Source organism: Fibrobacter sp. UWT2, assembly GCF_900142545.1.
Classification (GTDB): domain Bacteria; phylum Fibrobacterota; class Fibrobacteria; order Fibrobacterales; family Fibrobacteraceae; genus Fibrobacter.
In genome coordinates, this window is sequence record NZ_FRBF01000018.1 from 16,055 (window position 1) to 32,056 (window position 16,002).

Annotated in this window: 13 protein-coding genes; all 13 read right to left on the reverse strand. The window is 51.1% G+C overall.

Annotation, left to right across the window (positions count from 1 at the left end; genetic code table 11):
• Positions 1–12: 12 nt before the first annotated feature.
• The gene (locus BUA40_RS11580) at positions 13–1,035 is read right to left on the reverse strand and encodes a rod shape-determining protein (protein WP_072801020.1); all 1,023 of its coding nucleotides are present in this window, start codon (positions 1,033–1,035) and stop codon (positions 13–15) included.
• Positions 1,036–1,086: 51 nt separating this feature from the next.
• Positions 1,087–1,458, reverse strand: coding sequence for a hypothetical protein (locus BUA40_RS11585; protein WP_072801053.1), 372 nt, complete (start codon positions 1,456–1,458; stop codon positions 1,087–1,089).
• An 80-nt stretch (positions 1,459–1,538) separates the two neighbouring features.
• Positions 1,539–2,846: a hypothetical protein gene (locus BUA40_RS11590; protein WP_072801021.1), complete on the reverse strand. Its 1,308-nt coding sequence runs from the start codon at positions 2,844–2,846 to the stop codon at positions 1,539–1,541.
• Between the two features lie 166 nt (positions 2,847–3,012).
• Positions 3,013–3,951, reverse strand: a complete 939-nt coding sequence (locus BUA40_RS11595) for an AgmX/PglI C-terminal domain-containing protein (protein WP_072801022.1) — start codon at positions 3,949–3,951, stop codon at positions 3,013–3,015.
• 2 nt (positions 3,952–3,953) lie between these two features.
• Positions 3,954–4,448, reverse strand: a complete 495-nt coding sequence (locus BUA40_RS11600; RefSeq protein WP_072801023.1) for a biopolymer transporter ExbD — start codon at positions 4,446–4,448, stop codon at positions 3,954–3,956.
• Positions 4,449–4,450: 2 nt separating this feature from the next.
• Complete coding sequence (locus BUA40_RS11605) at positions 4,451–5,338, reverse strand: ExbD/TolR family protein (RefSeq protein WP_072801024.1); 888 nt, start codon at positions 5,336–5,338, stop codon at positions 4,451–4,453.
• A gap of 39 nt (positions 5,339–5,377) precedes the next feature.
• Complete coding sequence (locus BUA40_RS11610) at positions 5,378–5,998, reverse strand: MotA/TolQ/ExbB proton channel family protein (protein ID WP_072801025.1); 621 nt, start codon at positions 5,996–5,998, stop codon at positions 5,378–5,380.
• A 187-nt stretch (positions 5,999–6,185) separates the two neighbouring features.
• The gene (locus tag BUA40_RS11615) at positions 6,186–10,079 is read right to left on the reverse strand and encodes a tetratricopeptide repeat protein (protein ID WP_072801026.1); all 3,894 of its coding nucleotides are present in this window, start codon (positions 10,077–10,079) and stop codon (positions 6,186–6,188) included.
• 74 nt (positions 10,080–10,153) lie between these two features.
• Positions 10,154–12,418, reverse strand: a complete 2,265-nt coding sequence (locus BUA40_RS11620; RefSeq protein ID WP_255369297.1) for a tetratricopeptide repeat protein — start codon at positions 12,416–12,418, stop codon at positions 10,154–10,156.
• A gap of 11 nt (positions 12,419–12,429) precedes the next feature.
• Positions 12,430–13,947 carry an OmpA family protein gene (locus BUA40_RS11625; protein WP_255369298.1) on the reverse strand — a complete coding sequence of 506 codons (1,518 nt, stop codon included), beginning with the start codon at positions 13,945–13,947 and terminating at the stop codon, positions 12,430–12,432.
• A 195-nt stretch (positions 13,948–14,142) separates the two neighbouring features.
• On the reverse strand, positions 14,143–14,343 hold the full coding sequence (locus BUA40_RS11630; protein WP_072801029.1) for a hypothetical protein: 201 nt from the start codon (positions 14,341–14,343) through the stop codon (positions 14,143–14,145).
• A gap of 126 nt (positions 14,344–14,469) precedes the next feature.
• Complete coding sequence (locus BUA40_RS11635; RefSeq protein ID WP_072801030.1) at positions 14,470–15,264, reverse strand: 1,4-dihydroxy-6-naphthoate synthase; 795 nt, start codon at positions 15,262–15,264, stop codon at positions 14,470–14,472.
• A 50-nt stretch (positions 15,265–15,314) separates the two neighbouring features.
• Positions 15,315–16,001 carry a phosphorylase family protein gene (locus BUA40_RS11640; RefSeq protein ID WP_072801031.1) on the reverse strand — a complete coding sequence of 229 codons (687 nt, stop codon included), beginning with the start codon at positions 15,999–16,001 and terminating at the stop codon, positions 15,315–15,317.
• Between the last annotated feature and the right edge of the window lies 1 nt (position 16,002).

Below are 16,002 nucleotides of genomic sequence, written 5' to 3' on the forward strand. Positions count from 1 at the left end.
AACCCTGTCAAGTTAGTTCGAGGAAGCAATCAAAACCGGGCGGTATTTATCCAAGTCTTCAAGAATGCGGGCAGCACCCTTGCAAACACAAGTCAGGGCTTCATCAATCACATTCACCGAAAGACCCGTTTCCTTACGGATACGTTCGTCAAAGCCGCGCAGCTGAGAGCCACCGCCTGTCATGATGATACCCTTGTCGTAAATATCGGCAGAGAGTTCCGGCGGAGTAATGCTCAAGGCCTGCTTTACCGCTTCGATAATGGCGGTCACAGGTTCATTCAGAGCTTCGCGAATTTCAGCGCTGTTGATCGTCGTGGTACGCGGCATGCCAGCCAAGAAGTCATGACCCTTCACTTCCATGGTCAATTCTTCTTCCAGCGGGCTTGCAGAACCGATCTGGATCTTGATCTGTTCAGCAGTGCTATCGCCCACGCAAAGGTTGTACATCGTGCGCAGATAGCGGACAATGGCTTCGTCCATTTCATCACCGCCCACACGCACAGAAGCGTTACAGACAGTACCGTTCAAGGCGATTACGGCGATATCGGAGGTACCACCGCCAATATCCACAATCATGTTACCTACAGGGTCTTCCACGGGGATACCCATACCGATAGCGGCAGCCATAGGTTCGTGCACCAAGTGAACTTCCTTGGCACCGGCCTGCTTGGCAGCATCGATCACGGCGCGCTTTTCCACTTCGGTAATACCGGAAGGCACACCGACCACCACGCGAGGTTTCACCATCCACAGCGGGTACTTCTGCACACGCTTAATAAAAGTTTGCAAAAGGGTTTCGACCAGTTCAAAATCGGCAATCACGCCATCACGCATCGGGCGCACCGCACGGCTTTCGCCAGGCGTACGGCCAAGCATCTTCTTCGCTTCGAAACCGATGGCAGAAACACGGTTGTTCTTGCTGTCCACAGCAATAACCGTAGGTTCATTGATGACAATTCCCTGACCTCCTACATGAACAAGCGTATTCGCCGTACCGAGGTCAATACCGATATCGCAAGAAAAAAGGCCGAACAAAATCCAATCCTTGTTTAAGATTTAACTTCCATAAAAAAATATAGGAAATTTCTAATTCTTCAGCGTGTCCGCACCGAACTTCCATTCCTTCTTGTAACGGTCCCATCCGCGGGTGCTGACGTCATAACGATACTTGCGCTTTTCATGCATGGCGATGTCTTTGTAGATAAAGAAATCCACCTCCGCATAGGCTGCATAGATTCGAGCCTCGGCGCCATCGAACAACCTAAAATCCTTCACGCGGTAATAAGGCGTATCCAGCAAACCGTCGCGGCCCTTGGACGCCTTCATGGTCTCGGCCACCATGAACTTCAAGTCGTCCTGCAGGTAGTCCGTTAATTTATTTTCAATGCGTTCCGTCGGTTCGGAACAGCCCATCAGGAACATCGTAAGAGCGAGTACAATTAAGGAGAAAAATTTCATAGCAATAATGTAGAAAGAATGCATAAGCAAAAGACGCTCCCTTTGGGGAGCGTCTTCGCATTTAAGTCCAATGTTCCAAATTAGAACGAGTAGGTGGCATCGACTCTGGAGAAGATGCGGCCTTCACCCTGGAACGGGTTGCGGAACAGCACGTCTTCAGCAACAGTCACGTCGATCTTCAGGCGTTCTTCGATGTTGATACCGAAACCGAAACCAACGTGGTCGTCAGCAGAGCCGTCAGCCAGCGGGTTGGTAGAGAAGAACGTACCGTCGTCCTTGCAGATGCCGTAACGGTCGGCAGTGTATTCGTTCTTGGAATTCACGTCGCAATCGGTGTAGAGAATGGACTTCTGGCCACCCACGCGGATCACGAACCAATCCCACCAGATATTACGTTCGATACCGAAGCTGATCTTGCCACCGACATCGGAACGCTTGTCCCAGTTCGGATCGTCTTCGTTACGGGAGTCATAAACCCATGCGCCGCCATTCAGAGACTTGTCATAGACCCAGTCGTGAGCCTTCATCTGGTTCCAAATGAAGTCCAGACCCATCCAGAAGAAGCCGCGATCCATAGCCACATTGAGGCCGAGACCGGCCTGAGTGCGCTTGTCATCGATACCAGGAGCCTGAGCGAGCTTCATAGAAACTGCCGGCACGAGTTCACCATCGATAGCTTCCATGGTGAAGAAGGCACGGGCCTTGGCGAGAATGGAGAAATCGCCGTCGTCAAAGAAGTCGTGGCGATCCGGGCCGTACTGGATACGGGCAATGCCACCGGACAATTCGTAAGAGGTGCCGCTGCCCATCTGGAAGTTCAAACCACCGTCCAACTGGACGAGGGAAGCGTAAGCCTTGCTATCCGGCTGGTAAACGCCGCTTTCATCGAGGTCGCCACCATCCTGGTGAGCGATATAAACGTGCAAACCCCAAGCGTCGCCGCTAGAGAAGGTGCCGCCCAAGAAACCATCGAAGTTGGTCACAGTTTCAGGAACAACCACGTAGCCTCTCTTACCAGTCTGCACATAGTCCGGCAGATACATGGCGAGGTCCTGGTTGATACGGCCAAACAAGCCACCGATCGTGAACTTCGGATCGGGATTGTTGTCATCGCCGAAAGAAATGGCGAAAATACCACCGAAGGTCGGATGCTGCGGATCAACATTGCCACCAGCAGTCATGTCGTTGTCGGTGTATGCGCCAAAGCCACCGATCAAGTAGTTGGAGTAGAGGTTTGCATTGGCAGGGTTGTCGAAAATGCTCACATCATCCATAATGTAAGTCGTGTTCTTGCCCATGGATTCCACACGTGCAAAGGTTGCGAATGCAGAACCGACGCCAAGAATACCGAATGCGGCACCAACCGCGGCAGCTGTTCTTAAGTTCATTGAAAAACTCCTATTGAAATTTCTGTTTTAAAGTTAGTTTAATTAAACGAAAAACGCAACAAAATTTTAAACAAAATCAACTTTTTTTCATACAAAAAAGCCATGCCGCAACAATAAAAAAAAGGCCGGACTTGGTAGTCCGGTCTTTTTTCAAGTTTTCGCCGAATTATTCGGAGAAGGTGAACGGGATCGTAACAGTGGTGTTACCAGACTTCACCTTGCTGAACTTCCAGCGGCTCACAGCGGTCTTGACTTCGCCGTCAAATTCGCCGTAACCGGTCGTAGAAGAAGCAATGGAGATGCTGATGATTTCGCCACCCGGAGCGATCGTGAACTTCAAGGTAACCTTACCCTGGAAGCCCGGTTTCTTCTTCAGGAACTTGTTGTAGATGTGGCGCAGGCCAGGAGTACGCTGACGCACAACCTTCATGATGTCTGCAGCGGAACGAGATCCACCACCGGCACCCATGTCGATATCGCGTTCAGACGGAGTTCTGATGGAGCCCTTAGCCTTGGTAGCGATACCACCGCCACCGCCGCCGAGAAGACCTGCCAGGCCGTCACCGATACCACCGGAACCACCTTCGGCATAACCTTCGTTAAAACCACCGTCAGCCTTACCGCGACGACCACCGAGAACGGTCTTACCCGTCGTCTGGAGGCCAGCCACGTCCTTCAGCACCTTGTCGATGTCCTTAGAGAACTTCTGGTTCTTCATGAGGTCATATGCACCGGCAGATGCGTTCTTGGTCTGAGCAGTCAAGAGCTTAAGCACACCACGAGTCTGGGGAGCGTTGGGCTGACCCTTACCACGCGGCTTGCCGCCACCACCAGCCTTCTTACGAGGCTTCTTGGGTTCTTCCTTCTTCTTCTCTTCCTTCTTCTCTTCCTTCTTTTCATCGATGGTCATAGAAGCAGTAAGATCAGCAGCGGCAGAGTCGTCGAACACGACTTCGTCCACCACCTGTTCGTACATGGAAGCCCAAAGGCAGATAGCCAAAGCTACGACTAAAGAGATACCGGCAATAGCACCCATCTTCTTGTCGGATTCCGGCATCAGGGACGCTACTAACGGATCCATTTCGGGAGTATTCTTTTTAGCCATAATTATTCCTCCCCTCCGTTCTTCTGCATAACGGCGAATGCAATGTGCGTGTAGCCAGAGAAGCCGCAGGTGGCCATGACCTTATACATTGCATCGTAAGGGATGTTCTTGTCGATCTGCACAATGATGTTACCGGCTTCGTCAGCAGGAAGGCCCATCTTAAGAGCGTGTTCCTGTTCCGTTGCGCGGCGTTCCTTAAGAACGGAGTCCACCTTGGTCACAAGAAGATCTTCTTGCTTCAAGACATCTTCGGTAGGAACGATCTTTGCGTTATCGACCACAACGTAGTTGTTATCGACCACGACCGTCAGAGCCACTTCCTTCGGCTGAACCTTAGAGGTAGACACCGGAAGGATGAGGTTTTCGGCCTGGGTCAAAAGCTGACCTTCAGCGTCCAAGTTCTTGATCATGAACACCAGAATGATGGTCATCATGTCCATCATGGACGTCAAAGAGAAAGGTACGTCTTCGCTAAATTTACGAGTCTTTCTAGCCATGATTAACCTCCCAGCTTAGCAAGGTTGATCTTGCTGAAACCGGCTTCTTTAGCACGGTCCATAAGTTGAATGATCTTGTCGAACTGGGTGTCGTCGTTAGCAACGATAATGATGTTATCGACGTCTTCGAGGTCAATGAACTGCGTATGGATCTGAATCAGGTCCTTAGCGATCAAATCGTAGGCGGAAAGCGGGTAGATGATGTTCTTTGCAGCCACATCCGGTTTCAGGTTACGAGCCGAGTTCGGAGTGAGGGTTGCGAGAACAGCACCAGCGCTCGGCTTCTTGAGCATCGGCGGCGGGGTAAGACCCATGGCGCCTTCGCCAGGAGCTGCGAGGAAGGCGTTGTTGCCGTCCACGTATGCGCTATCCGGTACATTTTCAGACTGAGAAGAATACACGGCCCAAATTACGCGGCCCGGGTCTTCTTCGGATTCCTTGTTGATGGCCCAGAGTTCGATGGTTTCGATTTCGTAGAGATACTTCTCTTTATCCATTTCGGATCCATCTTTGCACTTGGGACCATGACCGCTTTCCACGGCTGCTTTAACATCTTCCGGCGCATACGTAATGAGCTGCGCATCGGACTTGCAACGGAACGTCCACATTTCCTTGAAGTAAACGTTCGGCTGGAAACCACCGCGGGCACCAATCACCAGGTATTCCGGCGTGATTGCGAGCGAGAGGTTCAGAGCCTGCTGGTCCGGTTCCGGAGGAGGATCGTCAGTCATATTCATCATGCTACGTTCGGGCATGTTGATTTCGACAATGGCGAGCTTGGAGAAAGCAGTCATAGACAACAGCATAGGAATCAGGATGGTAAACAAGCCCATCGCCGGCAACAGGTCCGGTTCTTCAGGCTTGGCTGGTTTCTTAAGTTGTCTTGCCATTTTTTTATAACTCCGTTAAAATTATCTCTCTGTTTTCGATTAAGCGAGGGAGTTGATAATCTTGAGGCCCTTTTCTTCCATTTCCTGGATGAGGCGTTCGGAGTTCATGTTGAGGAGGCCCACGATGACCAGAAGAGGCACAGCGGAGAGAAGGCCGAGGAGCGTGGTACCCATAGCGATAGCAATACCGTCGGAAAGAGCCTTAGCACGTTCAGCAGCCGGCTTGTTAGCCACAGCGTCGAAGGTGTAGATCAGACCGTAAATGGTGCCCATAAGTCCAAGCAACGTGGAGATGGAAGCCATAACCTGGATGATGCTAATGTAACGAGTCAGACGGGGAGCTTCAGTCAGGAACACTGCGTCGCAAGCAGCAGACATGGTTTCGCGACCACCGTTACGGGCAGCAACGATTGCAGCCATCACGCGAGCGATCGGGAGCTTGGTTGCGTTGGCATAGCTGAGAGCTTCGTCATAGCGCTGAGCAGAAATGTGAGTGCCGAACTTGGCCAAGAAATCCTTACGGCCCTTAGCGCTCTTCACCATGATGTAAAGGCAGCGTTCAACAGAGAAGCCGAGGCCAATCATGAACACCACGAGGATGATCCACATGAACTGGTAACCATCAGATTCAGGGCTGAAGGATTGAAGCATTTTAGACATTAGAGTACTCCTTGATTGAGTGTTTTGGTTTATTTTGAAAAATCTTTGTTCATATTTAATCTTTTTTAGGGCAAAATTGTGTAGTCGAGCCGGTAAAATCTTGTTTACTACTCAAAAAACGCCATTTTTACCCTTATAGAATAGGGGAACCCTATGAACTAGGTTCCCCGTAAAATTGTTTTTACCGCTACTTTTTCTTGCCCTTCTTCTTAGCGGCCTTCTTCTTGGCCTTCGGAGCAGGGGCAGGAGCAGCTTCCGGTTCAGCAGCAGCTTCCGGTTCATCGTCCATGGAGTTCATGGAAGAGGACGTGGTAGAAGCAGAGCCACCAGCGAGCTGTTTCTGGAGGTCAGCAAGTTCAGCCTTCAGCTTTTCGTTTTCAGCCTTGGCGTCCTTGATGATTTCGCGGTAGGTCGTGATCTGTTCTTCCGGAGTCATGACTTCGGACTTAGCAATCTGTTCCAAGCGAGCCTTGGTCTTGAAGTAAGCCGGGTCAGAGAACAAGGTGGACGGGTCGAACTTTTCGATCTTGGTGTTCAAGGTCTCGTTGTTTTCATCGAGGCTCTTGAGGAGTTCGAAGAGCTTTTCGGTCCACTGGTTTTCGATACCGTAGTGAGCAGCAGCCTTGATACCGGTTGCGCACTGCGGGATAGCGAGTTCCTTAGCGCCGTTAGAACGGTTGGTCAATTCTTCGCGGTAAGCTTCCAAGTCTTCGTGGACAGCTTCAACTGCGTCTTCCTTGGCCATGCCTTCGTATTCAACGTATTCCTTCACGATGGAAGCGGAGTCCGGCAGCGGAGAGTTAGCGAATGCGTCAGCCACTTCGACGAACACAGCGCAACCCTGGTAGTACATTTCAATGTAGCCTTCTTCAGCTTCGATCACGTCCTGGTTGTAGAAGCCCTGGTCGCGAGCGAGGTCAATGTTCTTCTGGAAGATCGGACGAGCCTGTTCATAGTAGCTTGGGAGCTGCTGCACGATACCGATACGTTCAGCAAACTTTTCTTCTTCCTTCTTGCCGTTGAGTTCCTGTTCGCGGATCTTGGCGGCCATGGTCACGAAGAGCATACCCATCTTGTTGGTGGCCTTGAAGGTCCAACGTTCAGATGCGTAGGTAGCAGACTTGGAGTACTGGCTCATAGCCTTCTGGAGGATGTCAACCAAGGTCTTGATGGTCTTGGCCTTTTCCTTTTCCTTGCCCTTCAGAACATACGGATCCATCTTGTGGTATTCGTATTCACCGAGGTAGAAGGCAGCTTCAGCCGGAACACCCGGGTCAGCATTCTTGATCTGAAGACCGTACTTGTCGTAGGCTTCGAGAGTCTTGCGGTAGTCTTCGACAGCCTTGTCTTCTTCCTTAAGTTCCATGTAGGCACGGGCAGCACCGATGTAGGCAGCAATCAGCTTTTCCTTGTCATCGTTACCGTAAGCCTTGATGAAGTTGTGGTATTCCGTAGCAGCGATATCCCACTTCTTAGCGTTACCGTAAGCCATCGGGATAGAGAATGCAGCGTCGAGAGCGTAGGAGCTCTTCGGGTAGTCGCGGACGAGGTCCTTGTTACAACGGATTGCTTCGTCAGTCATCTTGGCTTCGTCGTAGCTCAAGCAGGCGCTATAGAGGTAGCCCGGAGTACGTTCATCCTTCGGATAACGCTTGTAAGCAAGTTCGTAAGTCACAGCGGCAGACTTCTTGTCGGCGATGGTGTCGTAGACCTGAGCTGCAGAACCGATAGCCATGAAGGCCATGGAATCCTGCGGGAAGTTGTTCGTGATGAACAAGTAGGTCTGAGCAGCTTCGCGGTATTCCTGTTCGTAGTAGTTCTTGTCGTTCTTCTTCAGGTTAGCAGCCTTCTTGTGAGCGTCACCAGCACGGACGATACCCTTGATGGTGAGCGGAGACTTAGCATACTGCTTCGGGAGAATCATGAAGGTTTCTGCAGCCTTGATGTACTGCTGATCCTTTTCATAAGCGGCACCGGCTTCGAACACAGCCTTGTCAGCAATGTCGATGAGCGGGTAGCGCTTCACGAGAGCGAGGTAAGCTTCTGCACCCTTCTGGTACTGACCCTGCTTAACGGACTGTTCAGCCATCTGGAAGAGAACGTAAGCGATAGCCTTTTCGATTTCCTTGGCCATGGAGTCGTTGCGAGTTTCCTTGACCTGGGTATACTGCTTGTACAGCCATTCGAATTCGGTAAGGGATTCGTCATACTGACCAGATTCCAAGAGAGACTGGGCAAGCATACGGCTGATGAGCAAAATGTACTGATGCTTCGGGAAGTCCTGCTTCAGCTTGCGGAGCACGCCCACAGCCACCTTGAACTGCTTGGCATCGTAATGAACGATAGCGGCGTTGTATGCAAGTTCTGCAGCTTCCTTGTTCTGGCCGAACTTGGCCATGTACTTGTTAACCTGATCGAAGTAAGCCTTGGTTTCTTCAGACTTGTAAGCCTTCACAGCATCGTCGCCATACTTTTTCTTCTTGGCGTTTTCACGAGACTGGTCCATCATGAGCACGGCGTTATATGCAGCTTCTTCCTTCTTCAGGAGAGCTTCGGAGCCCATCGGGCGACGGCCGTAGCGAGTGGTATCAGTATCGACGATCCAGTTGAACATCTTGGCAGCGTTAGCAAACTGGCCCATTTCCTGGTACACGAGAGCGAGGTTGATGTGAACCTTGTATTCGTCCCAGGTCGGTTCCTTGGCGTAGCGCTTCAGGAATGCTTCGTAAGCCTTGATAGCTTCTGCATACTGCTTCTTACCGGCTTCAAGGTCACCTTCCTTGGTGAGCTTAGCAGCGCGAGCGTGGTGGTACTGCGGAATGTCGAGCATAGCGCCACGGATAGCAGTTTCAGCGTTCTTCACAGATTCCGGATACTTCTGGTTCTTCTTGTACCAAGAAGAGCTACGGTCATAGCGCTTCACCACGGTGTAGCGGTGTTGCTGAGCTTCTTCAAACTTCTGCTGGATGATGAGGATTTCAATCATCGCAATATCAGCAAGCGGAGCATCGATGTAGTCCGGGTTGATGGACATCAAGCGCTTGAAGGACTGCACGGCTTCTTCGTTACGGTCGTGGTCCTTGTTCTTCATACCGATACGGTAGTAGACAGAGTCCTTGAACGGAACCTTCTTGTCCTTCAAGAAAGCTTCAGCTTCCTGCACGCCACCACCTTCAAGGTCAGAGAAGGATGCAGCCATGAAGTCCATAGCTTCTGCGCGCAAGTCTGCAGGGTATTTACCCTTGTCAGCACCGATGATATATTCGTAGTACTTGATTGCAGCGGTTTCGTATTCTGCAATGTTGTAGTAAGATTCTGCCAAGTGGTACATGGCAAGTGCGGCTTCCTTACCCGTGAGGGATTCGAAACCGGTCACCTTCTTGTACGCCTTGATAGCGTCGCGGAACTTACGGTTCATGAAGTGGTATTCCGCAATACGGAGCCAAGCCTTCGGAACGAGACCGTTGTTCGGGAAGTCATTGACGAGCTGCATACGGAGCTTGTATGCCTTGTCGTCTTCGCCACTAGCTTCCTGCACGGCGGCAGCCTGGTAAATCACCGTCGGGGTCTTGTCTTCCTTCGGATACTTGTCGATGTATTCGAGGAAGTAGCCCAAAGACTTCTGGTGGTCAGCCTTCGGAAGCTGGTCGATGTTGGCGCACTTTGCCGGCTTGTTATCGCGGTCGGCGCACCATGCTACATCTTCTTCGTACTGGGCGTTCTTATCGAGGAAGTGCTTTTCTTCGAGCTGGAACTGGTAATGACCCAACTGCTGGAGAGCAGAGGCGCAACGCTTGTTCTGCTTGCCCTTACAGTTGTTAACCTGCTTTTCCCACTGACGAATGGCATCTTCCATGCCCTTTTCATCGAGGCCGCCGGAACGGCAAGCCTGTTCGGCCTGGTGCTTCAACACCTTGTAAGAGTTAGCGCACTGGGTCTTTTCAGAGCCCTTCGGCATAGCCTTACACTTGGCCGCCAATTTCTTGGCTTCATTGACTTTGTCTTTACAAGGATCTGACGCTGCAAAGGAGGAGCCTACAAGCGAGCAGACGATTGCACCAACAAGCAAAAATTTTTTCATTTTTCTCTTTCCACCTATTAAGATAAAAAAGGGGAAGACCTGGTTGTTTCAAGCCAGGTCTAACGTCTTCTTTGTTATTCCAATCCGCCGTCGTCGTCGCCGAGATCTAAGTCATCATCCAAGCTTTCGAGTTCCTGAGCAGCTTCGGAGTTGGCAGCACCCTGACCCATCTTGGTCTTAACAGTTGCGAGGGTGAAGCCTGCGTCATCCAAGATGCGCTTACGGTTGGATTCGAAACGGTCACTCTGAATAGCCTTCTGAGTGAATGCGGCGTAGTCTTCGATAGCGGCGTTAGCCTTGTCGAAGCTCGGCTGCAAGGCTTCGCGCTTGCTCTGCACACGGGGCGTGGGGAGCTGACGAGCGAGGTCAAGAGCCTTCACCTGAACAGAGTCAAATTCGTCCTGCATGGCGTCGAAGGCCTGACGGGCGCTGTCGCGAGCGGCAACGGTCACGACCGGCTGTTCGGTACGCTTTTCAGCCTGTTCCAAGGACTTCACTGCATTGTTGTAGTCCTTCTTGATGAAGAAGCAGTAACCCTGAACGAGGTAAGCTTCAGACACGAGGAAGGATTCAGGCATATTCTTGATAATCCACTGAGCCGGCTTGATGGCTTCATCAGGCTTGTTCACCTTGAGGAAGGACCATGCGATACCGAGCATAGCTTCGTCGTACACCGGAGAACCGGGCTGGACCTGGCCATACATCTGGGCGGCAGCCGGAATGTCGGCCTTTTCGCCAGAGAAGTAAATGTGGCCGAGCTTCACCTTGGCAGCGTCCTGCAAGTCGCGTTCAGACTGGTTGGACACCGGCTGTTCGGTAATGTCGCGGAAGCAGTTTTCAGCTTCGTCGAACTTGCCGAGACGGCTGTAAGCAATACCCATGGTATAGCGGGCGTAGAAGTAGTTGGCGTTACCCGGAAGAATGGCGGCGAGCAGGTCGACAGATTCCTGATAGAGGCCCTGTTCAAACTTGATCTGGCCGGCAACGTAGTCAGCGTCAGCCTTCACGTCGCTTTCACCGAACTTCTGAGCAATATTCTGGTACTTGGCCATAGCGTCAATGTACTTGCCTTCCTTATAGTCGATGTTCATCAACTGGAAGTGATACTTGGCGCGTTGGTCACTCTGCGGATAGCGCTTGATAGCGTCTTCGTACACAGACTTTGCAGCCTTGTGCATGCGGAGGTTTTCGAAAGACTTTGCCTTATAGAATGCGGCCTGGTCCACAAGGTGGAATGCCGGGTACTTGGTCTGAACCTTACCGAAGGCATAAGCAGCCTGGAGGAATTCACGATTCAAGTAGAGGCGCATTGCAGCACGGTAATCGTTTTCCGGTTCGATCTTCAAACGACGATAACGTTCTTCACCGATCTTTTCTTCACGAGTGTCACCGAAGCGGCTGGTGAGCTTGACAGCCCAGATGAAGCCACGGTTCTTCTTGGCGTAAAGGTCATCGTGAGACATTTCGAGGTCGAGAGCGAGGTAACGGAAGATGCTCACGTCCTTGACGTTAACCGTAGCGCCGGCAACCGGGTAACCTTCCTTCGTGAAGCGGAGGCGGACACCAAGGTGCGGAGAGAGGTAGTAGGTCAAAGTGAAGCTCATTTCCGGATTCAGACCGTCGCCACCTTCGGAGTCGGAATGGAACACGTCGATGAGAGAAAGTTCTGCCTTAGCTTCGATTACGCGGTTGAAACCACGCCAGAAGAGGGAGAAGTTCAGGTTAGACGGAATGTTGTAAGCATCGTCGCGGTCGCCACCGAAGAAGCCCGGAGCAACGAAGCCACCATCATCTTCCATGCTGACGCCCGGCTGGGCGATGTTCTGGAGGGCAACGCCCACCAAGAGGTAACCGAACTTAGAAGAGTTGAGCGGGTTCCAGCTCAAGCCCACGTCGGAACCGACAGTCACCTGCTTCACATCATCGAACTGGTTGATGTAGAGCACGGACACGTCAATACCCAAGGCGATGCAGTGCATGAGCCTGTAGGCATAACCGAGCAAGAAGGCGTATTCGCCGTAGGACTTGCCGCCGTCAATGGAAGCACCGTTTTCGAAGAACGAGAAACCGAGAGTGTGCTTGTAATCCATCGGGAAGGTCAAGCTAACGTATTCCTGGCTAGCTTCACCGCTAATAGAGCTAAAGAACGCAGCGCTGAATTCCAACTGGTCAGTTTCGGAAATTCCTGCGGGGTTCACATACATGGCAGTATTGCCACCAAATTCTGCAAACCAGTCATTCTGCTGATACTTGTGCGGAGAATAAGTGGCTTCTGCAAACAAGGAAGTGCTGGCTACCGTGAGTCCAAGGACTGCTGTTTTAATAACACTAGTACGCATCACTTACTCCTTTACTTGATATCCGTACGGATAAACTCAATACGACGGTTCTGGGCACGGCCTTCAGGGGTCTTGTTCGTGGCAACCGGTTCGGTGTCACCCTTACCGCTCGTAACGATACGGCTTTCGTTGATGCCCTTTTCCACGAGGAAGTTCTTCACGGAAGCGGCGCGGTCTGCAGAAAGCTGCATGTTCGATTCCTTTCTACCGACGTTGTCAGTGTGACCGACAATTTCGAAGGTTGCTTCGGTGAAGGTTTCCATAATGTCCACAACCTTCATGAGGGAAACGTAGGAATCCTGAGTAATCGTAGCCTTACCGGATTCGAAGTTCACGCCTTCCAACACGAAGACTTTCTTAGGCGGCTGCGGGACTTCGTCCGGGCAACCATCTTCATCCTTATAGCTGTTGAGAGTTTCTGCCTGTTCCGGGCAGAGGTCAACGCCCTTACAAATGTGAGCGAAGGTAGCAAGCATACCCTTAGCTTCAACCCACGGGTCGCAGAGACCGTCGCGGTCGTTGTCAGCATCCGGGCAGCCATCGTCGTCCTGGTAGCCGTCGAAGTCTTCAGCTTCTTCGGGGCAGTTGTCGAGGCCGGTGCAAACGCTTGCATACTTGTCGGAAACACCTTCTTCAGAAACCCACGGATCGCAGAGGCCATCGCCATCGGTATCCGGATTGCGAGTTTCTTCAACGGCTTCTTCTTCCTTCACCAGTTCAGCGGCGGTCAGACCGATGTCTGCCTTGCCCTTACCGCGCTTGAGCATCGGCGAGGTGGACTGGCAGTAGAAGTTCGGCTGAGAAAGAGAGTGGTTGATGAACTTCGGATCCAAAGAAACGTTCGTGCGGTTCACCTTGATGAACTGGTTGAACGGATAGTAGTTCTTGTAGATGTTGTTGTATTCCACCTTGGTCTGGCCGGCAGCGGGGTCGGCGAACACACCGTAGTAGTGGTTTTCCATGAAGATGTTGTTACGGGCGGTCACGTTGGTCGGGCCCTTCAAGGCGAGGCCAGAGTAACCGTTACGGAGCACGACGTTGTGTTCGATGAAGGCATCGAGGGACTTAGCACCCCAAGCGAGGATGCCGGACCAGCGGTTGCCGTACACCACGTTGTTGCGGAGATGCGGGAGCGAGATGAACGCACCGATACCCGTGGCATGGTTGTCGAGCACATAGCAGTGGTGAATGTAAGGGGCAGCGTTTTCGCAAAGGATACCTTCAAGACCGTTCTTCACAGTGAAGTGCGACATTTCGGCGCCCGAAGTACCCATGACGGTCGGACCTCTACGGCCACCATCGATGATGGTCGTGTGGGGATCCTCGCCCTTAAGTACAACACCCATGATCAGGGTGATGTTTTCGTTATAAGTTCCGCGTTTGACAAGGATGGTATCCCCGGCGTCCGCATTACCGAGAGCATCTGCAATCTTCTGATAGTCGCCAGGAACATTGATATTCTTTGCCATGGCGGTTCCAGAAAGAAGCATCGCCCCGGCCGTGATTAAGACCAGTTTCTTTAGGGTCATACTGCTACGTTTCTCCAATCATAGAACACTTTGAAATTAAAACCTATACACCCGCCAAAACGGCGAATGCAAAATTCAAGTGGGAATATACCTCTAAAAACGGCATTAGTCAAACGCTTTTCGCAAAAAATGCCTAAATAATTGAGAAAATGTCGATAAAATCGTTTCATCGAGGTATATCTAACCCGTTCAAGGTCAATCGGCGGATGCCGGTTCGGCCTTTTCCTCTTCCTTTTTCGCGCCTTGAATAGACACGCGAATCTCTTGGCAGGTCTTCTTGATGTCCTGCAAAACCTTACGGGCACGGGTTCCCGCAGACTTGTTACCGCGCTCGAACTTTTCGTACTCGCGCTTGAAGTTCTCGACTTCCAGTTCAAGATCGTTCACTAAGCTCATAAGCAAACTCCATATAAAGATATGCAGTATGGAAAATAAATTAAAGTTATTCCTAAAATTTAGCCGATTTGTAAAAAATTGTTCAAAAAACGTCAAAAAACGCATTTTTTTTCATTTTTTAACATTCTATTCACCACGAACTAACGCCCAGAGGGACTCCAAGGAGGCTTTTCCCCTGTTTCCGATATCTTCGGAGAAGTCATTTACGAACATTCGAATGTGCGCTTCCATGACATTCGGGTCATCAATTTGAGCCAATTTGTCGATAAAAGGCGTCACCAAAGTTTCGCGTTTTCGGGCAATTTCCAAACTTTTCCGAATTTCTGCCTCGACCTTGCAAATCACATTTTCGCCGAGGGAACGCTTCGCCACAGCAATACCTAATGGTATGGGAGTTCCCGTATTTTCTTCCCAGAAAGCGCCCAGATCTTGCAGCAAATAAAGGCCATCGCGTTTCCAGGTAAAGCGGTGTTCGTGTATTACAACGCCTTGTACAGCCTCCTTGGAACGCAGGGAACGGTACACCTGATCGAACAGGGCGTATTCGATTTTCTGCTCGGATTGACCCGTTTTTTTATGCCAGAACTTGAATAAAAGGGCCGCAGTCGTGTCCGCGCCGGGCAAAACGACCGGTTTTTCGGGGCAAAAAGCGCTGCCTACAGACGAAAGCAATAACGGACCGCAACCATACCCGATAGCGCCACCACAGCCAAGGCAGGCGTATTCTGCCTCGATTTTGGGGTACACCTGGGCGCTCACCTTGGCTACATCGAGTTCGCCACGACGCACCATTTCGTTGAGGGTCTGCACATCTGCAAAATGGACATCCCATTCAAAAGGTGATTTTTCGAGGCCCTGAACGAGGGCTTCATAAATATAGGTGTCGTTAGGACAGGTGGAAATTCCGAGGGAAAGGTGCATAAAGGTATGAGGTCGGGCCTATGGCCCTTTGAGGTTTGAGGTGTCAAAACTTAGATTACTTCGAGAAAAACGGCTTGGCGGAGGGCGGCGAGTGCTTCGTTAAATTTCCAAGAAGCACGATCGCGAGTGGAGGCAATATTGCTTACAGCTCGAATTTCAAAGACTGGCGTATTGTGGGCAATACAGGCCGAAATTCCTGCAGCACCTTCCATGTTTTCGATATCGGCATCGAACATTTTGGATCTCGCGTACCCCATTTCTTCGGTACCCGTACAGCAATTGACCGTGAGGCCTACGGCAGATTTCAGCTTCTGCAAATGCAACGGAGCGTGTTCAACAGCCGTTGCGCGCACAGAACTGGGGAACGGAGAAAAAGAGCCGTCTTTTTCCTGATAGCCCATATCCCCCACGCATTCCGAATCGATGCGCACGACATCAAGTACATTGATTCCACGACCGGGATAGGCTCCACAGACGCCGAGAATGAACACCGCAGAAATACGGATTCCTTGTTGTTTTGCAGAAGAAATCAGATAGGTTAAATTCGTCGCAAAGCTTACGATTCCAAGCCCCAGAACGCAAGCGTAGCCGCGGTTTCCCGAGAGTTCAATTAATTTATCTGAAGTAACATCATCGGCAGAACCGGCGTATTCCGGAAATATCGAGGCGAATTCAGCAGGGGTTGCAAACGCAAACAAATGATTCTTATTCGGGAAGTTTTTGTCTGCATCAGCCATC